A 14,166-nucleotide genomic window follows, 5' to 3' on the forward strand; every position below is an offset into this window, starting at 1 on the left:
GCAGCACCCGCCAGGAAGCCAGCTCACTCCTCGCGGCGCACTCCTGAATCAACCCGCCCACCATGGCCGCCCAGGGCCGGCGCCGGAGTATTCCGGTGTCCGGCCCTGAGCCGTGCATCACGTAGAATTAAGGCACTATGGCGAATTCCCCTGACTCCAGCACGTCCACTTCTTCTGCCGATGCGCCGAAGCGTGGCCTTTTCTCCCGCAAGCCCAAGGAAGCCAAGGTCAAGAAGCCGAGCCGGCTGAAGCAGATCCGCGAAGTCTTCCAGATGACGCGGCGCCACGATCCGATGGTCCCGTGGCTGATGCTGCTGGCCTTCCTCGGCGTCGTGGCGGTCAGCTTCCTGGTGGGTTTCCTGCTGGAGAACTGGATCACCGGGCTGATCATCGGCATTCCGCTGGGTATCCTCGCGGCCACGCTGATCCTCTCCCGCCGCGCCGAGCGTGCCGCGTTCGCCCAGATTGAGAACCAGCCGGGCGCCTCGGGCGCCGCACTTGGCACCCTCCGCCGCGGCTGGATCACCGAAGAGCAGCCTGTCGCCGTAAACCCGCGCACCCAGGACGCCGTGTTCCGCGCCATCGGCCGGCCCGGCGTCGTGCTGGTCAGCGAAGGCCCCAGCCACCGCGTCAAGCCCCTGCTCGACGGCGAACGCAAGCGCCTCGCACGCATCCTGCCCAACGTCACCATCCATGTGATCGAAAGCGGCCGGGGCGAGGGCCAGGTGCCGATCAGCCAGGTCGCCAAGAAGATGGGCAAGATGAAGAACGAACTGACCAAGACCGAGGTCAGCACCGTCTCCAAGCGCATCTCCTCGCTCGGCAACCGCCTGCCGATCCCCAAGGGCATCGACCCGTACAAGGCCCGCCCGGACCGCAAGGCGGCCCGCGGCCGCTAGGGGCGCCCACGCTTTCTACGAACGCCCCGGTTACCGGCATCACGCCGCGAGCCGGGGCGTTCCGCTTTGGCCCACCTCATCCCACCCGCCCGACGCCGGCGCCGCACCGCCGGCCGTCACCGCAGCCGCCGTCGTTGCGGCCGCCACTTATGCCGCCACCCCAACCGAATCCGGAGAGCCCCATGAAACGCCCCTCGAAGACCGCCGTCGTCAGGATTTTCCGCGTGCTGGCCATCGCCGAAGCCTTCAGTTGGGCGGCGCTGCTGGTGGGGATGTTCCTCAAGTGGGTGCTCCGGACCACCGAACTGGGTGTGGAACTCGCGGGTCCGGTGCACGGGGCGTTCTTCATCGGCTACGGAATCTCGGCTCTGGCGCTGTGGCGGCTGCAGCGGTGGCCGTTCCGGGTGGCGCTCTTCGCCGGGCTCTCCGCCATCCTGCCGTTCACCACCGTCTGGTTCGAACGCTGGGCCGGCCGCCGCGGCTACCTGTCCGTCCGCGACGGCGAGGAAGATCTGACCCGTGCCCAGGAGTCCGTGCGGGTCTAAGTTCCGACCGCGCTTGGCGATCCGGTTCGATTCTTCGCTGGGCCGGTCAGCACGCACGGGTTTGCCTCCGGGCCCTCGTCGATTAGCCACAGGTGGCCGCCATGCGGGGCCGGATACCGGCCATCTCTGGCAAACCGGCGGTGGAGGCTTCCGCGTATCGGCCGGTCCGGCTGAGCGAAGCCTGGTCAAGGGCTCAACCCAGAGACCCCAGCGGCGCCAGAATCGGGATTCGCCGCCTCGAACGTCGCTGACCCACGCCATTCGCCACAGGTGGCCGCCCTGCGGGGCGGGATACCGGCCATCTCCGGCAAACCGCCGCAGATTCGGTGCTGAGCAGGCGGTCCTGGCAGCTCCCTTCGGCGAAATCCGACGCCGTCCTCACCATTGCGGGGCCGGCCGCTGGGCGTCGGGTGCGCTACCTCCGGACGAGAATCGTGTTCATGGCCTTGTCGTGCAGGCCACGGTGGTCCGGGTCGAAGATGACCGCGGGGATTACGAGGCAGAGCAGCACACTGCGGGCCAGGGCCGGAAGCGGGCCTGCGGGGCCGCCGTCGAGCCGAAGGACGTGGATGCCCATGATGCGGTGGCCGATGCTGTAACCCAGGGTGCCCACCAGTAGCGCCTGCTCCACGGCGAACACGGCCAGGGTTGCCCAGGAGTTCCCGGCGAAGGCGAAGTTGCTGATCAGCAGGGCGATCCCCCAGTCGATGCAAATGGCGAGGATCCGTCGGCCCGCCCGGGCGATGGAGCCCGGGCCGGACTCGGGCAGGCCGAGGCGCTCTCCCGGGTACTTGGAGATGCCGGACGTGTCCGGTCCGCTGAGCCAGGAGCCTATGTCTTTACGATCAACCACCCTCCAAGCCTATCGGCTCCAGCAGCGCTCGACGGATGTTCACAATGTGGACTTTTCGTGGTCACAGAGCGGACCCGGATAGGCCACACTGTGGACAGCGGCTAGCTTTAACACGTCAGCGCATTCTGTAACCTGCCTGAAACAAAGCGGACACCGCGGGGAAATCCCGTGTCCTTAGGGTGGTAACAGTTGCCAGCGGCATCGTAGCGGGGTGAACACTGCGTTTCCCCCGCCGTCGGACTGCGCTGGACCACACGGCCCGATGGCCAGATCTTTCATATGCGTAAGGAGCATAGATGTTCAAGACTGCGGACGAAGTCCTCAAGTTCATCAAAGACGAAGACATCAAATTCGTCGATATCCGCTTCACCGACCTCCCGGGCGTCCAGCAGCACTTCAACGTGCCCGCCAAGAGCGTTGACGCGGACTTCTTCGTCAACGGCCAGCTCTTCGACGGCTCGTCGATCCGCGGCTTCCAGGGCATCGCCGAGTCGGACATGCAGCTCATCCCGGACGTCACGACGGCGTTTGTTGACACCTTCCGCATCGAGAAGACCCTCGCGCTGAACTTCTCCATCGTGAACCCCCGCACGGGTGACCCGTACCACCGCGACCCCCGCGGCGTGGCCGAGAAGGCCGAGGCCTACCTGGCTTCCACCGGCATTGCCGACACCGCGTTCTTCGCTCCCGAGGCCGAGTTCTTCGTCTTCGACAACGTCCAGTACCAGTCCTCCCCGCAGGGCAGCTTCTACAAGATCGACTCCGAAGAAGCGCACTGGAACACCGGCCGCGAGGAAGAGGGCGGAAACCTCGGCTACAAGACCCCCGTCAAGGGCGGTTACTTCCCGGTCTCCCCCACCGACAAGCAGGCCGACCTGCGCGACGCCATGTGCATCGCCCTGGACGAGGCCGGCCTTGAGGTCGAGCGCAGCCACCACGAGGTCGGTTCCGCCGGCCAGGCCGAAATCAACTACAAGTTCACCACGCTGACCCACGCGGCCGATGACCTGCAGAAGTTCAAGTACGTCATCAAGAACACCGCGGACGCCTGGGGCAAGTCGGTCACCTTCATGCCGAAGCCGGTCTTCGGTGACAACGGCTCGGGCATGCACTGCCACCAGTCGCTGTGGAACGGTGGCGAGCCGCTGTTCTACGACGAGAAGGGCTACGCCGGCCTCTCCGACACCGCCCGTTGGTACATCGGCGGCCTGCTGAAGCACTCCTCCGCCGTTCTGGCCTTCACCAATCCGACGGTGAACTCCTACCGCCGCCTGGTCAAGGGCTTCGAGGCCCCGGTCAACATGGTCTACTCGCAGGGCAACCGCTCGGCCGGTATCCGTATCCCGATCACGGGCTCCAACCCGAAGGCAAAGCGCATCGAGTTCCGCGCCCCGGACCCCTCCTCCAACCCGTACCTGGCCTTCGCTGCCCAGCTGATGGCCGGCATCGACGGCATCCGCAACCGCATCGAACCCCCGGCCCCGATCGACAAGGACCTCTACGAGCTCCCCGCCGAGGAAGCCAAGGACATCCCCAAGGCTCCGGGCACGCTCGAGGAGGCCCTGGAAGCCCTGGCCGAGGACAACGAGTTCCTGCAGGCCGGCGGCGTCTTCACCCAGGACCTGATCGACACCTGGATCGAGTACAAGTACGAGAACGAGATCCGCCCGCTCTCGCTGCGCCCGAACCCCTACGAGTTCGAGCTCTACTACGGCGTCTAGCTAGAATCCGCGGCTGAATCGGGCATAGTCCGCACACAGTCCGCAAGAATCAGGCTACAGAAAAGGCCGGCCCCAAGTTTCAACACTTGGGACCGGCCTTTTGACGCGCTGTGGATCTGCCTAACCTTGCCGCTCAGTCCGCGCCTTCAGCCGCTCCCCCAGCACTTGAGACACCGCCGCCCGCGCTGACTCTTCCTTGTCCGGCCACATATGCCCGTACGTGTCCAGCGTCGTCTTCGCCGACGAATGCCTGAGGCTCTTCTGCACCACTTTCACGTCTAGGCCCTGAGCGATCAACAGGGAGGCGAAATAGTGCCGCAGGTCATGGAACCTGAAGCCCTCAGGAAGATCTTTCACCGTGGCCCGCGCTCCCCGGAAATAGTGCTCCAACCGGTGGGGCGATAGGGCGCGCCCCCATTCGTTGGTGACCAGGGTTTCACTTCCCCAGCGCGTGTGGTTGACGGACAGCTCTAGGCAGAGATTCTGAGGAATCGGAATCGGCGTCCTGGATTCCTTGGTCTTGAGCTCGACGCCCGGATACTGGATGGCAGGCGCGACTATGCCGCGCATGAAGTCCACGTCCGTGACACGCAGGGCCACTGCTTCAGCCACTCGCAGCCCAGCGAACGCCGCCAGCAGTACGGCCGGCTTTAGACCTTCCGGCATAGCGTCATGCAGCGCCCAGACTTGTGCCGTCGTAGCGACGTAGGGCCGCTGCTCCCCTGCCTTCGGCGCAGTCCGCCGGCTTAGTGGGGACTTGGGCAAAAGGCCGTCGTGCACGGCGTCACTGAAGAGCTGGCCCATGCGCGAGTGCAGCGCGTAGATAGTGGATTCCGCTAGGCCCTCATCGCTGAGTTTCGCCGTCCACGCCTTGACCTCAGAGGGCCGAACGCTCTTCAGAGCACGGTGTCCGAACGCCTCATTGATCCGCTTCAGGTGAGTCTTCGCCTGGCGCACCGTGGACGGCCGGTTGTTCTCGTAGCCTTTCAGCCAGATCGCGGACCACTCGTGCACAGTGGTGAGAGCCGTCTTTGGATCCACGTATGTCCCGGAGACTACCGAAGCGGTGACCTCATCAAGCCACCGCTGAGCATCTATCTTGCGTGGAAAGTGCCTGGCATGCTCCTTGCCCGCGTCGTCGCGGTAGCGGGCACGCCAGGAACCGTTATCCCTTTTGCGAACGCTTGCCACGGTCGGTCACCTCATCTACATACGCCTCTAAGTCCATGGGCACGTAATAAGCGTCAGTACCGGCCCAGTCAGGCTCCCCCTCACCTGACCGAATGATCCCTTCGATGCCATCCTGGAAGGCCCGCATTGCGCCTCGGAGTTTTTCCCGTCCCACTTCAAGGGCGGTATTTGCCTGCTCCCACCTAGCGGCCAACTCGATGACGCCCGCCTCTGCCGCGGTGAGTCGAAGCCGCAACTCGGCTAATCGTGCAGACTCTGGCGACATCTGCCCGGCTTCTAGGAGTTGGGCCGATGACACTCCGAAGACTTGGCCTAACACGGCAAGTTCGCCGACCGATGTTGGTCTGGCGCCGCGTTCCAGCTTGGCAATCATGCCTTGCGTCATGTTCATTCCAGCGTGCGAAACCTTATCCGCCAGCTCCGCTTGGGTCATGCCGGCAGCGGCTCGCAATGACCGGACGCGCTGCCCGAAGTCCTGCTCGGCCCGCCGGCTTAGATCTCCGATCGACTGAATATTCTCCATGCGAATACGATACGTGGTCTCAAGGGGGTTGACAACCCGCCCAATGGTGACCCACAATATTCATAGGAGGACTACTCCTTACAGTCTCACCAAGAATAGGAGATGTCATGGCCTTAGCAGTCGCAAAGTTGCTGACACTGCCTGAAGCTGCCGAACGGCTGCGAAAGTCAGAGGCTCAGCTCCGCTGGATGATTCACAGCGGCACCGCACCCCGGTCAGCCAAGATCGGTGGCCGGCGCGTATTCAGGGAGTCCGATATCGAGGACTACATCAACCAGGCATTCGCCGACGCTGCCTGACAATAACGACGCGTCGAAACAACAGCACGACAAAAGGCCCTGATATGGCACCTGGAATGCCATAATCAGGACCGCACCAAGAACTACCAACAACCACGAAGATAGGTCTCAACAATATGTCTCTGTCAACTGTAACGAAATCTACTGAAATTGTCACGCCCGAAGCTTCAGTTAGTTTCGCAAGCCTCACCGACAGCCCAACTCGCCTCTCAATGGCACAGGCGCAGATCCTCGCGCAGCTTGTCCAAACGTTCCAGCCCACCTGGGACCGGACCGCCGTACTGCGGCAGATGCAGATCACTGCCCTCTACAGCCCGCTTGACGCCCGCGGAGTTGCCATCGCATTCATCAACGCGGCCGCGTCTGACAAGCCATTCGAGGAAATCCCCTTCCCCGGCACGGACCCGTTGCGGAACCGGGACAACTAGTCCCCTGCCGGGGCGGCCTGAGCAACCGCCCCGGCACACCCCCACCACCATCCCAACGTTGAGGAACGCAATGCACCCCCTACCGCTCAACTCGAACCGCTCACAGCGCCGCAGATGGCTCCGAGCAGTCCGCAAGTCCACGCTCCAGCCCGAGACGAAGCAGATAGCCGAGTGGGTCGCTGCAAGCACTGATGCAAGCGGAGCCATCACAGACCCGTTGCTCGTCCAGATGCTAGAGGACCTGGAGGCCGGCGATGACGGTCAGTAGGAAGTTCTCTTGGCTGAAAGCGCTCATGGTCTCCCCGCTTCCCGACAAAGCAAAGCTCGTTGGTGTGCAGATTTTCAACTACACGGACGCGAAAGGCTTTGGTGCCCACCCCGGCTACCAGCGCCTATCGAACGACCTGGGCTTCAGCCCCGCCACCGTCAAGCGATACCTGAAGGAGCTTCGAGACGCCGGATGGATCGTGAAGACCAAGTCTTCGAACGCGGCAGGCATGCGGAAGTACGCCGACACCTACGCGCTCGGGTTTTCCACAATCGCGGGTAGTCCAGATGACCCACGATCAGACCCTACCGAGGGTCAAAATGACGCGACCGAGGGTCAAATGACCCCCGACCGTGGGTCATCCAGGCTACCCACCAACAGATCCTTTCCACCAAATCCTCTCCACCAGCCGCGCTCTTGGGCTGACGAACCTCCGATTGACGATGACCCCTGGCATACCCCTGGCCTCAAAAGCGGCGGCGGATGGGGCTCCCAATGGAAGAACTTCGGAAAGGTGCCCGAATGAAGCTGTCACGAGATGACCTCGCAAACCTCTGCGAAATATTCAAAGCCAAGGCCCTAGAGGAACACGAACGATTCAGGCACTGGCAAGCAAGGGCCATCGAAGCTGAGGCGCGCCTAGCTATCTACGAGCCTGAAGGCGAGTAGCAAGCGACACGCTCCCCGCGCGCGCATAGATCACCGAACCACCCACCAACACGAAGGACAACTAACATGGCTTTCCAGCCCGGGCTTCCCGGCTCACAGTTCCCCTCAGAGGACGCCCTCATCCGGCGCATCCAGGACATTGAACGGTCCATGAGGGAACTCTCCGCAGCCAACCCCTTCGCACCCATGGGGATGAAACCCGTACCCGGGGGCGTCGAGTTCAGCGGAAACCTGAGCGTCCCCAACGGGTCCATCAGCAATGCCGCCCTACAAGCCCCGGTGTCACCACTCGCAACGCACGTCGGGACAAATAACTTCGGCCTCAACACCGGCCCGAACGTCGAGCTTGTACGGGCAACAATCAACGTGCCTGCCGGCTACACGCAAGCGCTAGTGTTCGCCACGGCAACACTGCACGCCTGGAACAACAATGGCGTGAACGACGATGCCTACCTTGTGGCAAAAATCAATGGCACGCAGGTTGGTGCCTCAAGCCAGTGCACGGCAGTTCCGAGCGCAGACATTTGCATCCCGGCAACTGGAACGATGCTGCTCACCGGGCTCGGCGCAACGTTCTACGTCGCCGCGGCCGGCTCATCCGCGAACAGTGCTTGGGCGGTCAACTCCAATAATTTCGTGAACCTCGACGTGATGACGGTGTTCCTCCGATGAACGCCCACCGACCAGCGCTGACGGCCCGCCTTTGGACCTGGCGAGATATGGCCCGAAACGAAACCCCCGGTATCGGACTGCGGACCGGCAGCGGACGCCTCACGGCCCATCTGACACCGGATGAGGCACGAAACCTCGCTGACAGGCTCCATGACCTGGCGGACCAGATAGACGGCGCCGCATGAGTAACAAAGGCGCCGTGCGCCCGCTCGCCCGGACAATCCAAGTCCAGTACATCGCCCGCCGCGCCGCCGAACAAAAACGGACCATGACCGGTCCATCGTTCCCGCCGCCGAAGCAGCTCCCCCCGCGCCCCAAGTCCGTTAGGACGGGGCTGGGCGGTGAATGACTTCATCGAGCGGCTCCTAGCTCCGACGCCGCCACCCTGCCCGCGATGTAGCAAGCCCGCACCAGGCGCCACGTGTGGGAACTGCCAAGCCGACACCACACGCACCTACCTGAAGAACTCGAGAGGCAAACCCAATGACCCTTCCCGACGCAAACTACCGATTCCCGCCAATCGTGAAGCCCGTCGAACATGAGCTTCACCGCATCGAAGCCGCCGCGCACCTGGCGCACTGGCAGTGTCCGCACTGCACGGCAACCCTAGAAGCATTGGGCGGCGCCGGCACCCTTCCAAGGGCCCTCGGCGTGACCCACGAGACGGACTGCCCCGACTGGCTTCCGTAAACAGGTGAGGGCGGGTGGAACGCTTGTTCTACCCGCCCTCTTCCAATTAGTAAATTCGTTCGATAGAATGGAATTAGAAGTTAGGCACGGTTGACGTGATCTACCCCCATTTCGGCGCGAAAGCCCCCATTTCGGCGTAGACGCGGGACATCCCTGCAAACTCGTTCCAAAGTCTTTACCCGCGCTATAGGCCAAACAGCGCGTATCCACCAGCCGTAGACGCACCGCGCCCGGCATACCCCTTCAGCGCCCAAACATTGGCGCACCCTCACCAGGAGACAACTATGTCCTACGAAATCGAAGCCAAGCGCGCTCTCTTCGAGCTTGGCAACAAAGCCCAGAACGTCGTCAAAGATTCCACCCTCACCAACGCAGCAAAGAAGATCCAGCTCGACAAGCTCCAGGCCAAAGCGAAGCAGCACCTGGACAGCCTCGAACTCGGACGGAAGGCCGGGCTGCTCATGGCCGGCGGCGAATCCGGCGAAGGCCAGCGCAGCGCCGCTCTCGCCAGCGGACGCGCCATGAAGGGGCTTGCTACCCCGTCCCTGGCACTCAGCGAGGAAATGAAGCGGGGCTTCTACCAGGCCGCAAAGTCCGGTCAGAACCTCCGCGTGGAACTCAAAGACGCCGCTTCTTCGGACACCACCCGCACCCAGCTCCCAGCCAACTACGTCGGACTGGTAGACCGGAAATTCGAGCCCACCCGAATCCTCGATCACCTCCCGTCGACCGCGACCAGCGCACCGTCCGTTGAGTTCATCACCCACACGGCCAACACCGTTGCACTCGGAACCCCCGTCATCACCCTGGGGACGGCCGCAGCAGGTGGCAGCTTCGCGGCCGGCACGTACTACTGGAAGCTGACCGCGACCAACTCCGCTGGCGAAACAGTCGGTTCCAACGAGCTGACCGCTACCCTGACCGCCAACCAGCAGCAGCCGATCAACTGGACCCAGATCACCGGAGCCAACGGCTACCGCCTCTACCGCGGAACCGCGGCCGGCGCAGAAAACGTCCTCGTCAAGGTCATCACTTCCGGCGCAACCGTCACGTACACGGACACCGGACTGGCAGGCACCAACGCCAGCGTCCCCACCGTAGACCGGACCGCCAGCGCGGCAACCATCGCCCCGGGCGGGCAGTACCCGGAAACGTCCCTGACGACCGTCGCAACGATCCTGGCGGCAAAAAAGATCGGCATCTTCACCACTGTGGTGGATGAGCTGCTGGCAGACTTCCCCACCTTCGGTCAGTACATCGACGTCGAGCTCACCCGCCAGATCACCGACGCGGAGAACTGGCAGCTCATCAACGGAGACGGCACGGGAAACAACCTCCTCGGACTGCTCAACGTCAGCGGCACCCTCTCCCGCATGAAGGGCGCCTCTGACACTGCACTGGACGTTATCGAGATGGGCATCACCGACCTCCGCAACGGCCCCAGCTTCTGCGAACCTGACGCCCTCATCATCCACCCGTCCACCTGGAGCACGATCCGGCGCAACAAGAACAGTCAGGGGAACTACATCCTCGGCGATCCGGGACAGTCCACCGTTTCCGACGTCTGGGGAATCCCGATTCTTCAGACGACCCAGATCACCCCCGGCGTTGCGATCCTCGGAAACCTCGAGCTCGCCACCCAGGCATTCATCCGCGAAGGCATCACCCTGGCAATGACCAACTCCGCAGACGCCGACTTCACCAGCGGCAAGGTCAAGATCCGCACCAGCGAACGCCTCATGCTGGGCGTCTCACGTCCCACCGCTCTGAACGTCCTGACGGGCCTCTAAGCCCACCAAGCCGGTCTGCCGTCCTATCCAACACGGACGGGACGGCAGACCGCGCACGACGGGCTACAGGACGGGTGGGAGTGTCAGATCTTGAAAGCCGCGACGCCCGGTCTAGTTCGCCGTGTAGTGGCCTACCTCCCTCCCGAATTTTTCACCCAAGCAAAACGACGAACGGAACCCCCATGGGCAAGCATGTAACCGCGCTCGAAGCAGCATTCCGCGGCGCCGGCTTACGGCTGAAGGCCACGGACAAGCCCCTGATGGAGTTGTGCCGCACCCTGGCGGCGCAGATGGATGAAGCAGGCTCAGAGCCGTCCACACGGCTTACAGCGGCCTATCTGTCGGCTCTGAAGGATCTTCGACGGGCGGTCGCTGAATCAACGGCGCGCACCACGAAACCCGGCAAGCTGGCAGAAATGAGAGCCCTACGCTCCGCCTAGGCGTGGAAAAAAATGCTGTGTGTGTAAATGACTACACGGCAGAGTCAGGGACAAGCTCGTTGCTTGGAAATTGTCATATCCCAGCCCTCGGCGACCCTTGAGGGCATTGACAAGCGCCGTCGAAGTAAATGTTCCGCCGGGCTCACCCTCGTCGACTCTAGGGGAACCTGACCTGCTCGGCTACGTGCTTAAGATTCTCGTAGCGAGCCGCCTCTGCCGCAGCTTCCTCGTCGCGCTGGCGCTTTTCTTCCAGAGCGGCATCCTCCGCGATCCTTCCCTCTCGCTCAACGCGTTGGAGTCCGTCTGAGATACTCGAAGGATTTTCCGCGATCCTTTCGATTGTCACCTGGCCAAGCTCGAGCGTGTTGTCAACTATTCTGCCCTGGGGAAAGAACTTCCTGACTACGGCCTGCTCGAACCGGGAAGCGCTCCTATTCAGTTCGATGAAAACCGTGTACTCGCTCTGCGAGTGTATGACTGTGGGAGACGGGGGGCTCACCCGCACAGCCTTCAGCGGGATACTGCGGTCGTATTCCGGCGGGAACCCAAAATCTAGGTCGCTCACAATTTTCAATCCTTTTCCGTTGAGGCAAGTAACAGTGCAGTGGATGCACCGATTCCAGAATAGTTAGTGTGTCAAGCGCATTCGATTCCTGGGTAGCGAGAAAATCCCGCCAAATGGTATTGCCTAGCGGGCCCGTATCGGGACATGGCTAACGTCAACTGCGGAGTTTGACACGCTTTCTAAAGGCCAATCCAATTTTACTCTTCTGGAGTGTTGTCGTACCCGGGCCGTACTGTCTGCCAGGTGGTGAAGATAGATGTGGACGCGGTGCGTAGGCTGCTACTGCATCGGCCCCGTTACCATTACGGCATGGCAAGCTTCACACTCGACGGCCAAACTTTCGAGTACCTGAAACCGGACCCCGAACACCAGCCAGAAGACGCCAAGTCCTGGACCTATGGCAAGTATCCGAAGGTGCTAGCCACCGTGCCCCTCGCTGACGGCGGCACGGTTACTGTGTATGCCGTCGCTGAACGATGGAACCCCTCGCACATCCTTGTGAGCTGGGCGGACGACGGCAGGCACGCACACTGGGCGTGGATTCCATCCGGCAACGTGGAGCGCGTCAGCGATTCGGACTGGGACATCGAGGAGTACCGCCGCTGCCCCGAGAACCTCCGCAGCATCCGTTGGGGGAACCGTATGCCAGGATTCCTGCCCGCATAAGTGCGGTTCAGACCACCGATTTGGCTGTCTGAGACAATTGAAGGATGGAACAAGAACTTCTAGAACGTGTGGCCCTTGCTCAACGCGACTACTGGCTGAAGGTAGCCAACCGGGCCGGGGATTACTTGGGAACTCAGGCGGACCCAAATTGGCCGCTGGCCACACCCGATGTGGCCTCCTTCAGCCCGTGGGACTGGGCTTCGTTCTGGAACCAGTACGTGGATCCTTCGAAAAGCATCTAGGCGCCTTCGGGCCGCGCCGGAATCCTGCACCAGTCCGCAGAAAGTCCGCAAGACGTTCCAAACAGACGCAATTCAGGCAATCAATAACAACGTCGAAAAACCCGGAATCTAGGGGTTTTCAACGCCATTCAATCTTGTTCAATCAGATCTGTTTAGTTCGAGCTCTACTACGGCGTGTAGTCGCCAGCTGGCCTGACGGCCGCGCAGGAGTCCGCCCGGGCCGCCAGTCATGGCAGCCCGGGCGGACTCTTGCGTGTTGCGCCCTATGTGCCGCAGGCGCTCAGCGGGAGGCTGCGTACCAGTCGTCCCTGGACGCAGGCTGGGCACGGACTGGAAGCCCATCAATCTTGACCAAGGCCCGGTGGGTGGCAACGATCAACATCACAATACCGACTAGGCCGAGTACTCCTCCGAGAACCGATAGACCCATAAACACGGCAACGAGTCCGCCATCGCCCCGCGAAGCAGCCCACGGCAAGAACAGCGCCGCGACCCCGCTCAGGAGCGGGCCCCCGAGAAAGAATGAAATACCGGACACGAAGATCCCGGCTGAACGCTTGAACTCCACATTTCCCCCAATAAGTAAGATTTACTCCGCCAGCGTACAGCGGTCATGGAACACGCCCCGCGCAACGACGCGATGACCGGGGGCTTCCGATCGGTTTAAGGCGCGCAGGGCAGCGTCCTAGAACGCCCGGTACATGGTCCGCTGCGGGCCCGCGCCGCCGCCCAGGTACTGCCCGCGGTCCTCGAAGCCGGCCTTGCGGTAGGCGGCCTGCCCGGCAGGATTCTCTTCGTTTACGGAGAGGACGACGCCGGCCTGCCCGCCGCCGAGGGCTGCGGTCAGTTTCGCCGCCGCCCGCACGGCGGCCTCGGCCGCGAGCGGGCCCAGGCCCCTGCCCTGCTGCCGGAGGTCGATCAGGAAGCCGCGCAGCAGCCAGACCGATGTGTCGTCCGCCCAGCCGGCCAGGGTCGCCGCGCCGGTCTGCAGCGTCAGGACCCCGACGGCGGATCCGTCGACGTCGATGACAAAGGGGTGCCGGGCGTCCTCCTCGAGGCCCAGCAGCATCATCCGCAGCGGGTCCCCCACAAAGCGGCGCTGCCCCTCGCCGAGTTCAAGCTCGGCGACCTCCCCCAGCTTGACGGCGCGCGCGTCGTCGTCGAGGTCCTTCAGCGGCAGAAGCCACACGTGTCCAGACATGTTTGAAGCCTACCCATGCCGGCGGCGTGCTTCGAACGCTACAGGGCGGCGTCCTTGGGTGGCCCGGCCGGGTCCATCCAGAACACTTCCCAGAGGTGGCCGTCCGGGTCCTGGAAGCTGTGGGTGTACATAAAGCCGTAGTCCTGGGCTTCCTCCGACGGTGTCCCGCCGGAGGTCAGGGCGGTCCTGACCAGCTGGTCCACGGCCTCGCGGCTCTCCAGCGAGAAGGACATAATCGCCTCGCTGGTGCTGCGGGCGTCGGCGACGGCCTTGGACGTGAAGGTCTTGAAGTAGCTCTCCACCAGCAGCATCACGTACGCATCGTCGTTGACGATCATGCAGCTTGCGTTCTCGTCGGTGAAGTCGGGGTTGAAGGAAAACCCCAGCGCGGTGAAGAACTCCACCGTCTTCGCGAGGTCTTTTACGGGAAGGTTTATAAACAGTTGCCTGGTCATGCGCCCCAAGGTAGCACCGTGGCCGCCCGTACGTCAGCAGCCGCCCGCA

General features: G+C 62.8%; 18 protein-coding genes. 12 read left to right on the plus strand and 6 right to left on the minus strand.

The genetic code is table 11. The annotated features are described in order from the left end of the window. Positions 1-137 precede the first annotated feature (137 nt). Both ABLI39_RS13895 and ABLI39_RS13900 read left to right on the plus strand, forming a co-directional pair. Positions 138-899, plus strand: a complete 762-nt coding sequence (locus tag ABLI39_RS13895; protein ID WP_349414026.1) for a DUF4191 domain-containing protein — start codon at positions 138-140, stop codon at positions 897-899. A gap of 182 nt (positions 900-1,081) precedes the next feature. Beyond that, positions 1,082-1,444, plus strand: a complete 363-nt coding sequence (locus tag ABLI39_RS13900; RefSeq protein WP_349414028.1) for a DUF3817 domain-containing protein — start codon at positions 1,082-1,084, stop codon at positions 1,442-1,444. A gap of 415 nt (positions 1,445-1,859) precedes the next feature. Here ABLI39_RS13900 and ABLI39_RS13905 read toward each other — a convergent pair whose 3' ends face one another. After that, entirely contained in the window at positions 1,860-2,297 is a 438-nt protein-coding gene (locus ABLI39_RS13905; RefSeq protein WP_349414029.1) for an RDD family protein, read from the minus strand. Between the two features lie 296 nt (positions 2,298-2,593). Here ABLI39_RS13905 and glnA point away from each other — a divergent pair, with 296 nt between their 5' ends. Further along, positions 2,594-4,018 carry a type I glutamate--ammonia ligase gene (glnA, locus tag ABLI39_RS13910; protein WP_138769611.1) on the plus strand — a complete coding sequence of 475 codons (1,425 nt, stop codon included), beginning with the start codon at positions 2,594-2,596 and terminating at the stop codon, positions 4,016-4,018. A gap of 120 nt (positions 4,019-4,138) precedes the next feature. Here glnA and ABLI39_RS13915 read toward each other — a convergent pair whose 3' ends face one another. Beyond that, entirely contained in the window at positions 4,139-5,209 is a 1,071-nt protein-coding gene (locus tag ABLI39_RS13915) for a tyrosine-type recombinase/integrase (protein WP_349414031.1), read from the minus strand. Continuing rightward, positions 5,184-5,732, minus strand: a complete 549-nt coding sequence (locus tag ABLI39_RS13920) for a helix-turn-helix domain-containing protein (RefSeq protein WP_349414032.1) — start codon at positions 5,730-5,732, stop codon at positions 5,184-5,186. Before ABLI39_RS13920 ends, ABLI39_RS13915 begins: the two co-directional genes overlap by 26 nt. A gap of 107 nt (positions 5,733-5,839) precedes the next feature. Between ABLI39_RS13920 and ABLI39_RS13925 the strand changes: the two genes are divergently transcribed. From ABLI39_RS13925 to ABLI39_RS13950, 7 genes are all read left to right on the plus strand, one after another. Continuing rightward, positions 5,840-6,031 carry a helix-turn-helix transcriptional regulator gene (locus tag ABLI39_RS13925; protein WP_349414034.1) on the plus strand — a complete coding sequence of 64 codons (192 nt, stop codon included), beginning with the start codon at positions 5,840-5,842 and terminating at the stop codon, positions 6,029-6,031. Between the two features lie 212 nt (positions 6,032-6,243). Next, positions 6,244-6,459 carry a hypothetical protein gene (locus ABLI39_RS13930; RefSeq protein ID WP_349414036.1) on the plus strand — a complete coding sequence of 72 codons (216 nt, stop codon included), beginning with the start codon at positions 6,244-6,246 and terminating at the stop codon, positions 6,457-6,459. 254 nt (positions 6,460-6,713) lie between these two features. Continuing rightward, positions 6,714-7,253 (plus strand): helix-turn-helix domain-containing protein, encoded by a 540-nt coding sequence (locus tag ABLI39_RS13935; protein WP_349414037.1) that lies wholly within the window; start codon positions 6,714-6,716, stop codon positions 7,251-7,253. Between the two features lie 209 nt (positions 7,254-7,462). Next, a complete protein-coding gene (locus ABLI39_RS13940) occupies positions 7,463-8,068 on the plus strand; it encodes a hypothetical protein (protein ID WP_349414039.1) in 606 nt (201 codons plus the stop codon). Further along, the gene (locus tag ABLI39_RS17455; protein WP_502935232.1) at positions 8,065-8,253 is read left to right on the plus strand and encodes a DUF6907 domain-containing protein; all 189 of its coding nucleotides are present in this window, start codon (positions 8,065-8,067) and stop codon (positions 8,251-8,253) included. The genes ABLI39_RS13940 and ABLI39_RS17455 overlap by 4 nt, the downstream gene beginning before the upstream one ends. Before the next feature lie 789 nt (positions 8,254-9,042). Continuing rightward, on the plus strand, positions 9,043-10,548 hold the full coding sequence (locus ABLI39_RS13945; protein ID WP_349414041.1) for a phage major capsid protein: 1,506 nt from the start codon (positions 9,043-9,045) through the stop codon (positions 10,546-10,548). Positions 10,549-10,730: 182 nt separating this feature from the next. Beyond that, positions 10,731-10,988, plus strand: coding sequence for a hypothetical protein (locus ABLI39_RS13950; protein ID WP_349414043.1), 258 nt, complete (start codon positions 10,731-10,733; stop codon positions 10,986-10,988). Positions 10,989-11,145: 157 nt separating this feature from the next. Here ABLI39_RS13950 and ABLI39_RS13955 read toward each other — a convergent pair whose 3' ends face one another. After that, positions 11,146-11,553 carry a hypothetical protein gene (locus ABLI39_RS13955; protein ID WP_349414044.1) on the minus strand — a complete coding sequence of 136 codons (408 nt, stop codon included), beginning with the start codon at positions 11,551-11,553 and terminating at the stop codon, positions 11,146-11,148. 309 nt (positions 11,554-11,862) lie between these two features. Here ABLI39_RS13955 and ABLI39_RS13960 point away from each other — a divergent pair, with 309 nt between their 5' ends. Further along, on the plus strand, positions 11,863-12,219 hold the full coding sequence (locus ABLI39_RS13960) for a hypothetical protein (protein WP_349414046.1): 357 nt from the start codon (positions 11,863-11,865) through the stop codon (positions 12,217-12,219). Between the two features lie 44 nt (positions 12,220-12,263). After that, positions 12,264-12,461: a hypothetical protein gene (locus tag ABLI39_RS13965; protein ID WP_349414047.1), complete on the plus strand. Its 198-nt coding sequence runs from the start codon at positions 12,264-12,266 to the stop codon at positions 12,459-12,461. Between the two features lie 685 nt (positions 12,462-13,146). On the opposite strand, the gene ABLI39_RS13970 is transcribed toward ABLI39_RS13965, so the two are convergent. Next, positions 13,147-13,662 (minus strand): GNAT family N-acetyltransferase, encoded by a 516-nt coding sequence (locus tag ABLI39_RS13970; RefSeq protein ID WP_349414049.1) that lies wholly within the window; start codon positions 13,660-13,662, stop codon positions 13,147-13,149. A gap of 38 nt (positions 13,663-13,700) precedes the next feature. After that, complete coding sequence (locus ABLI39_RS13975) at positions 13,701-14,117, minus strand: VOC family protein (RefSeq protein WP_349414051.1); 417 nt, start codon at positions 14,115-14,117, stop codon at positions 13,701-13,703. Between the last annotated feature and the right edge of the window lie 49 nt (positions 14,118-14,166).

It is taken from the genome of Pseudarthrobacter sp. B907, from assembly GCF_040137805.1.
In the GTDB taxonomy this organism is placed as follows: domain Bacteria; phylum Actinomycetota; class Actinomycetes; order Actinomycetales; family Micrococcaceae; genus Arthrobacter.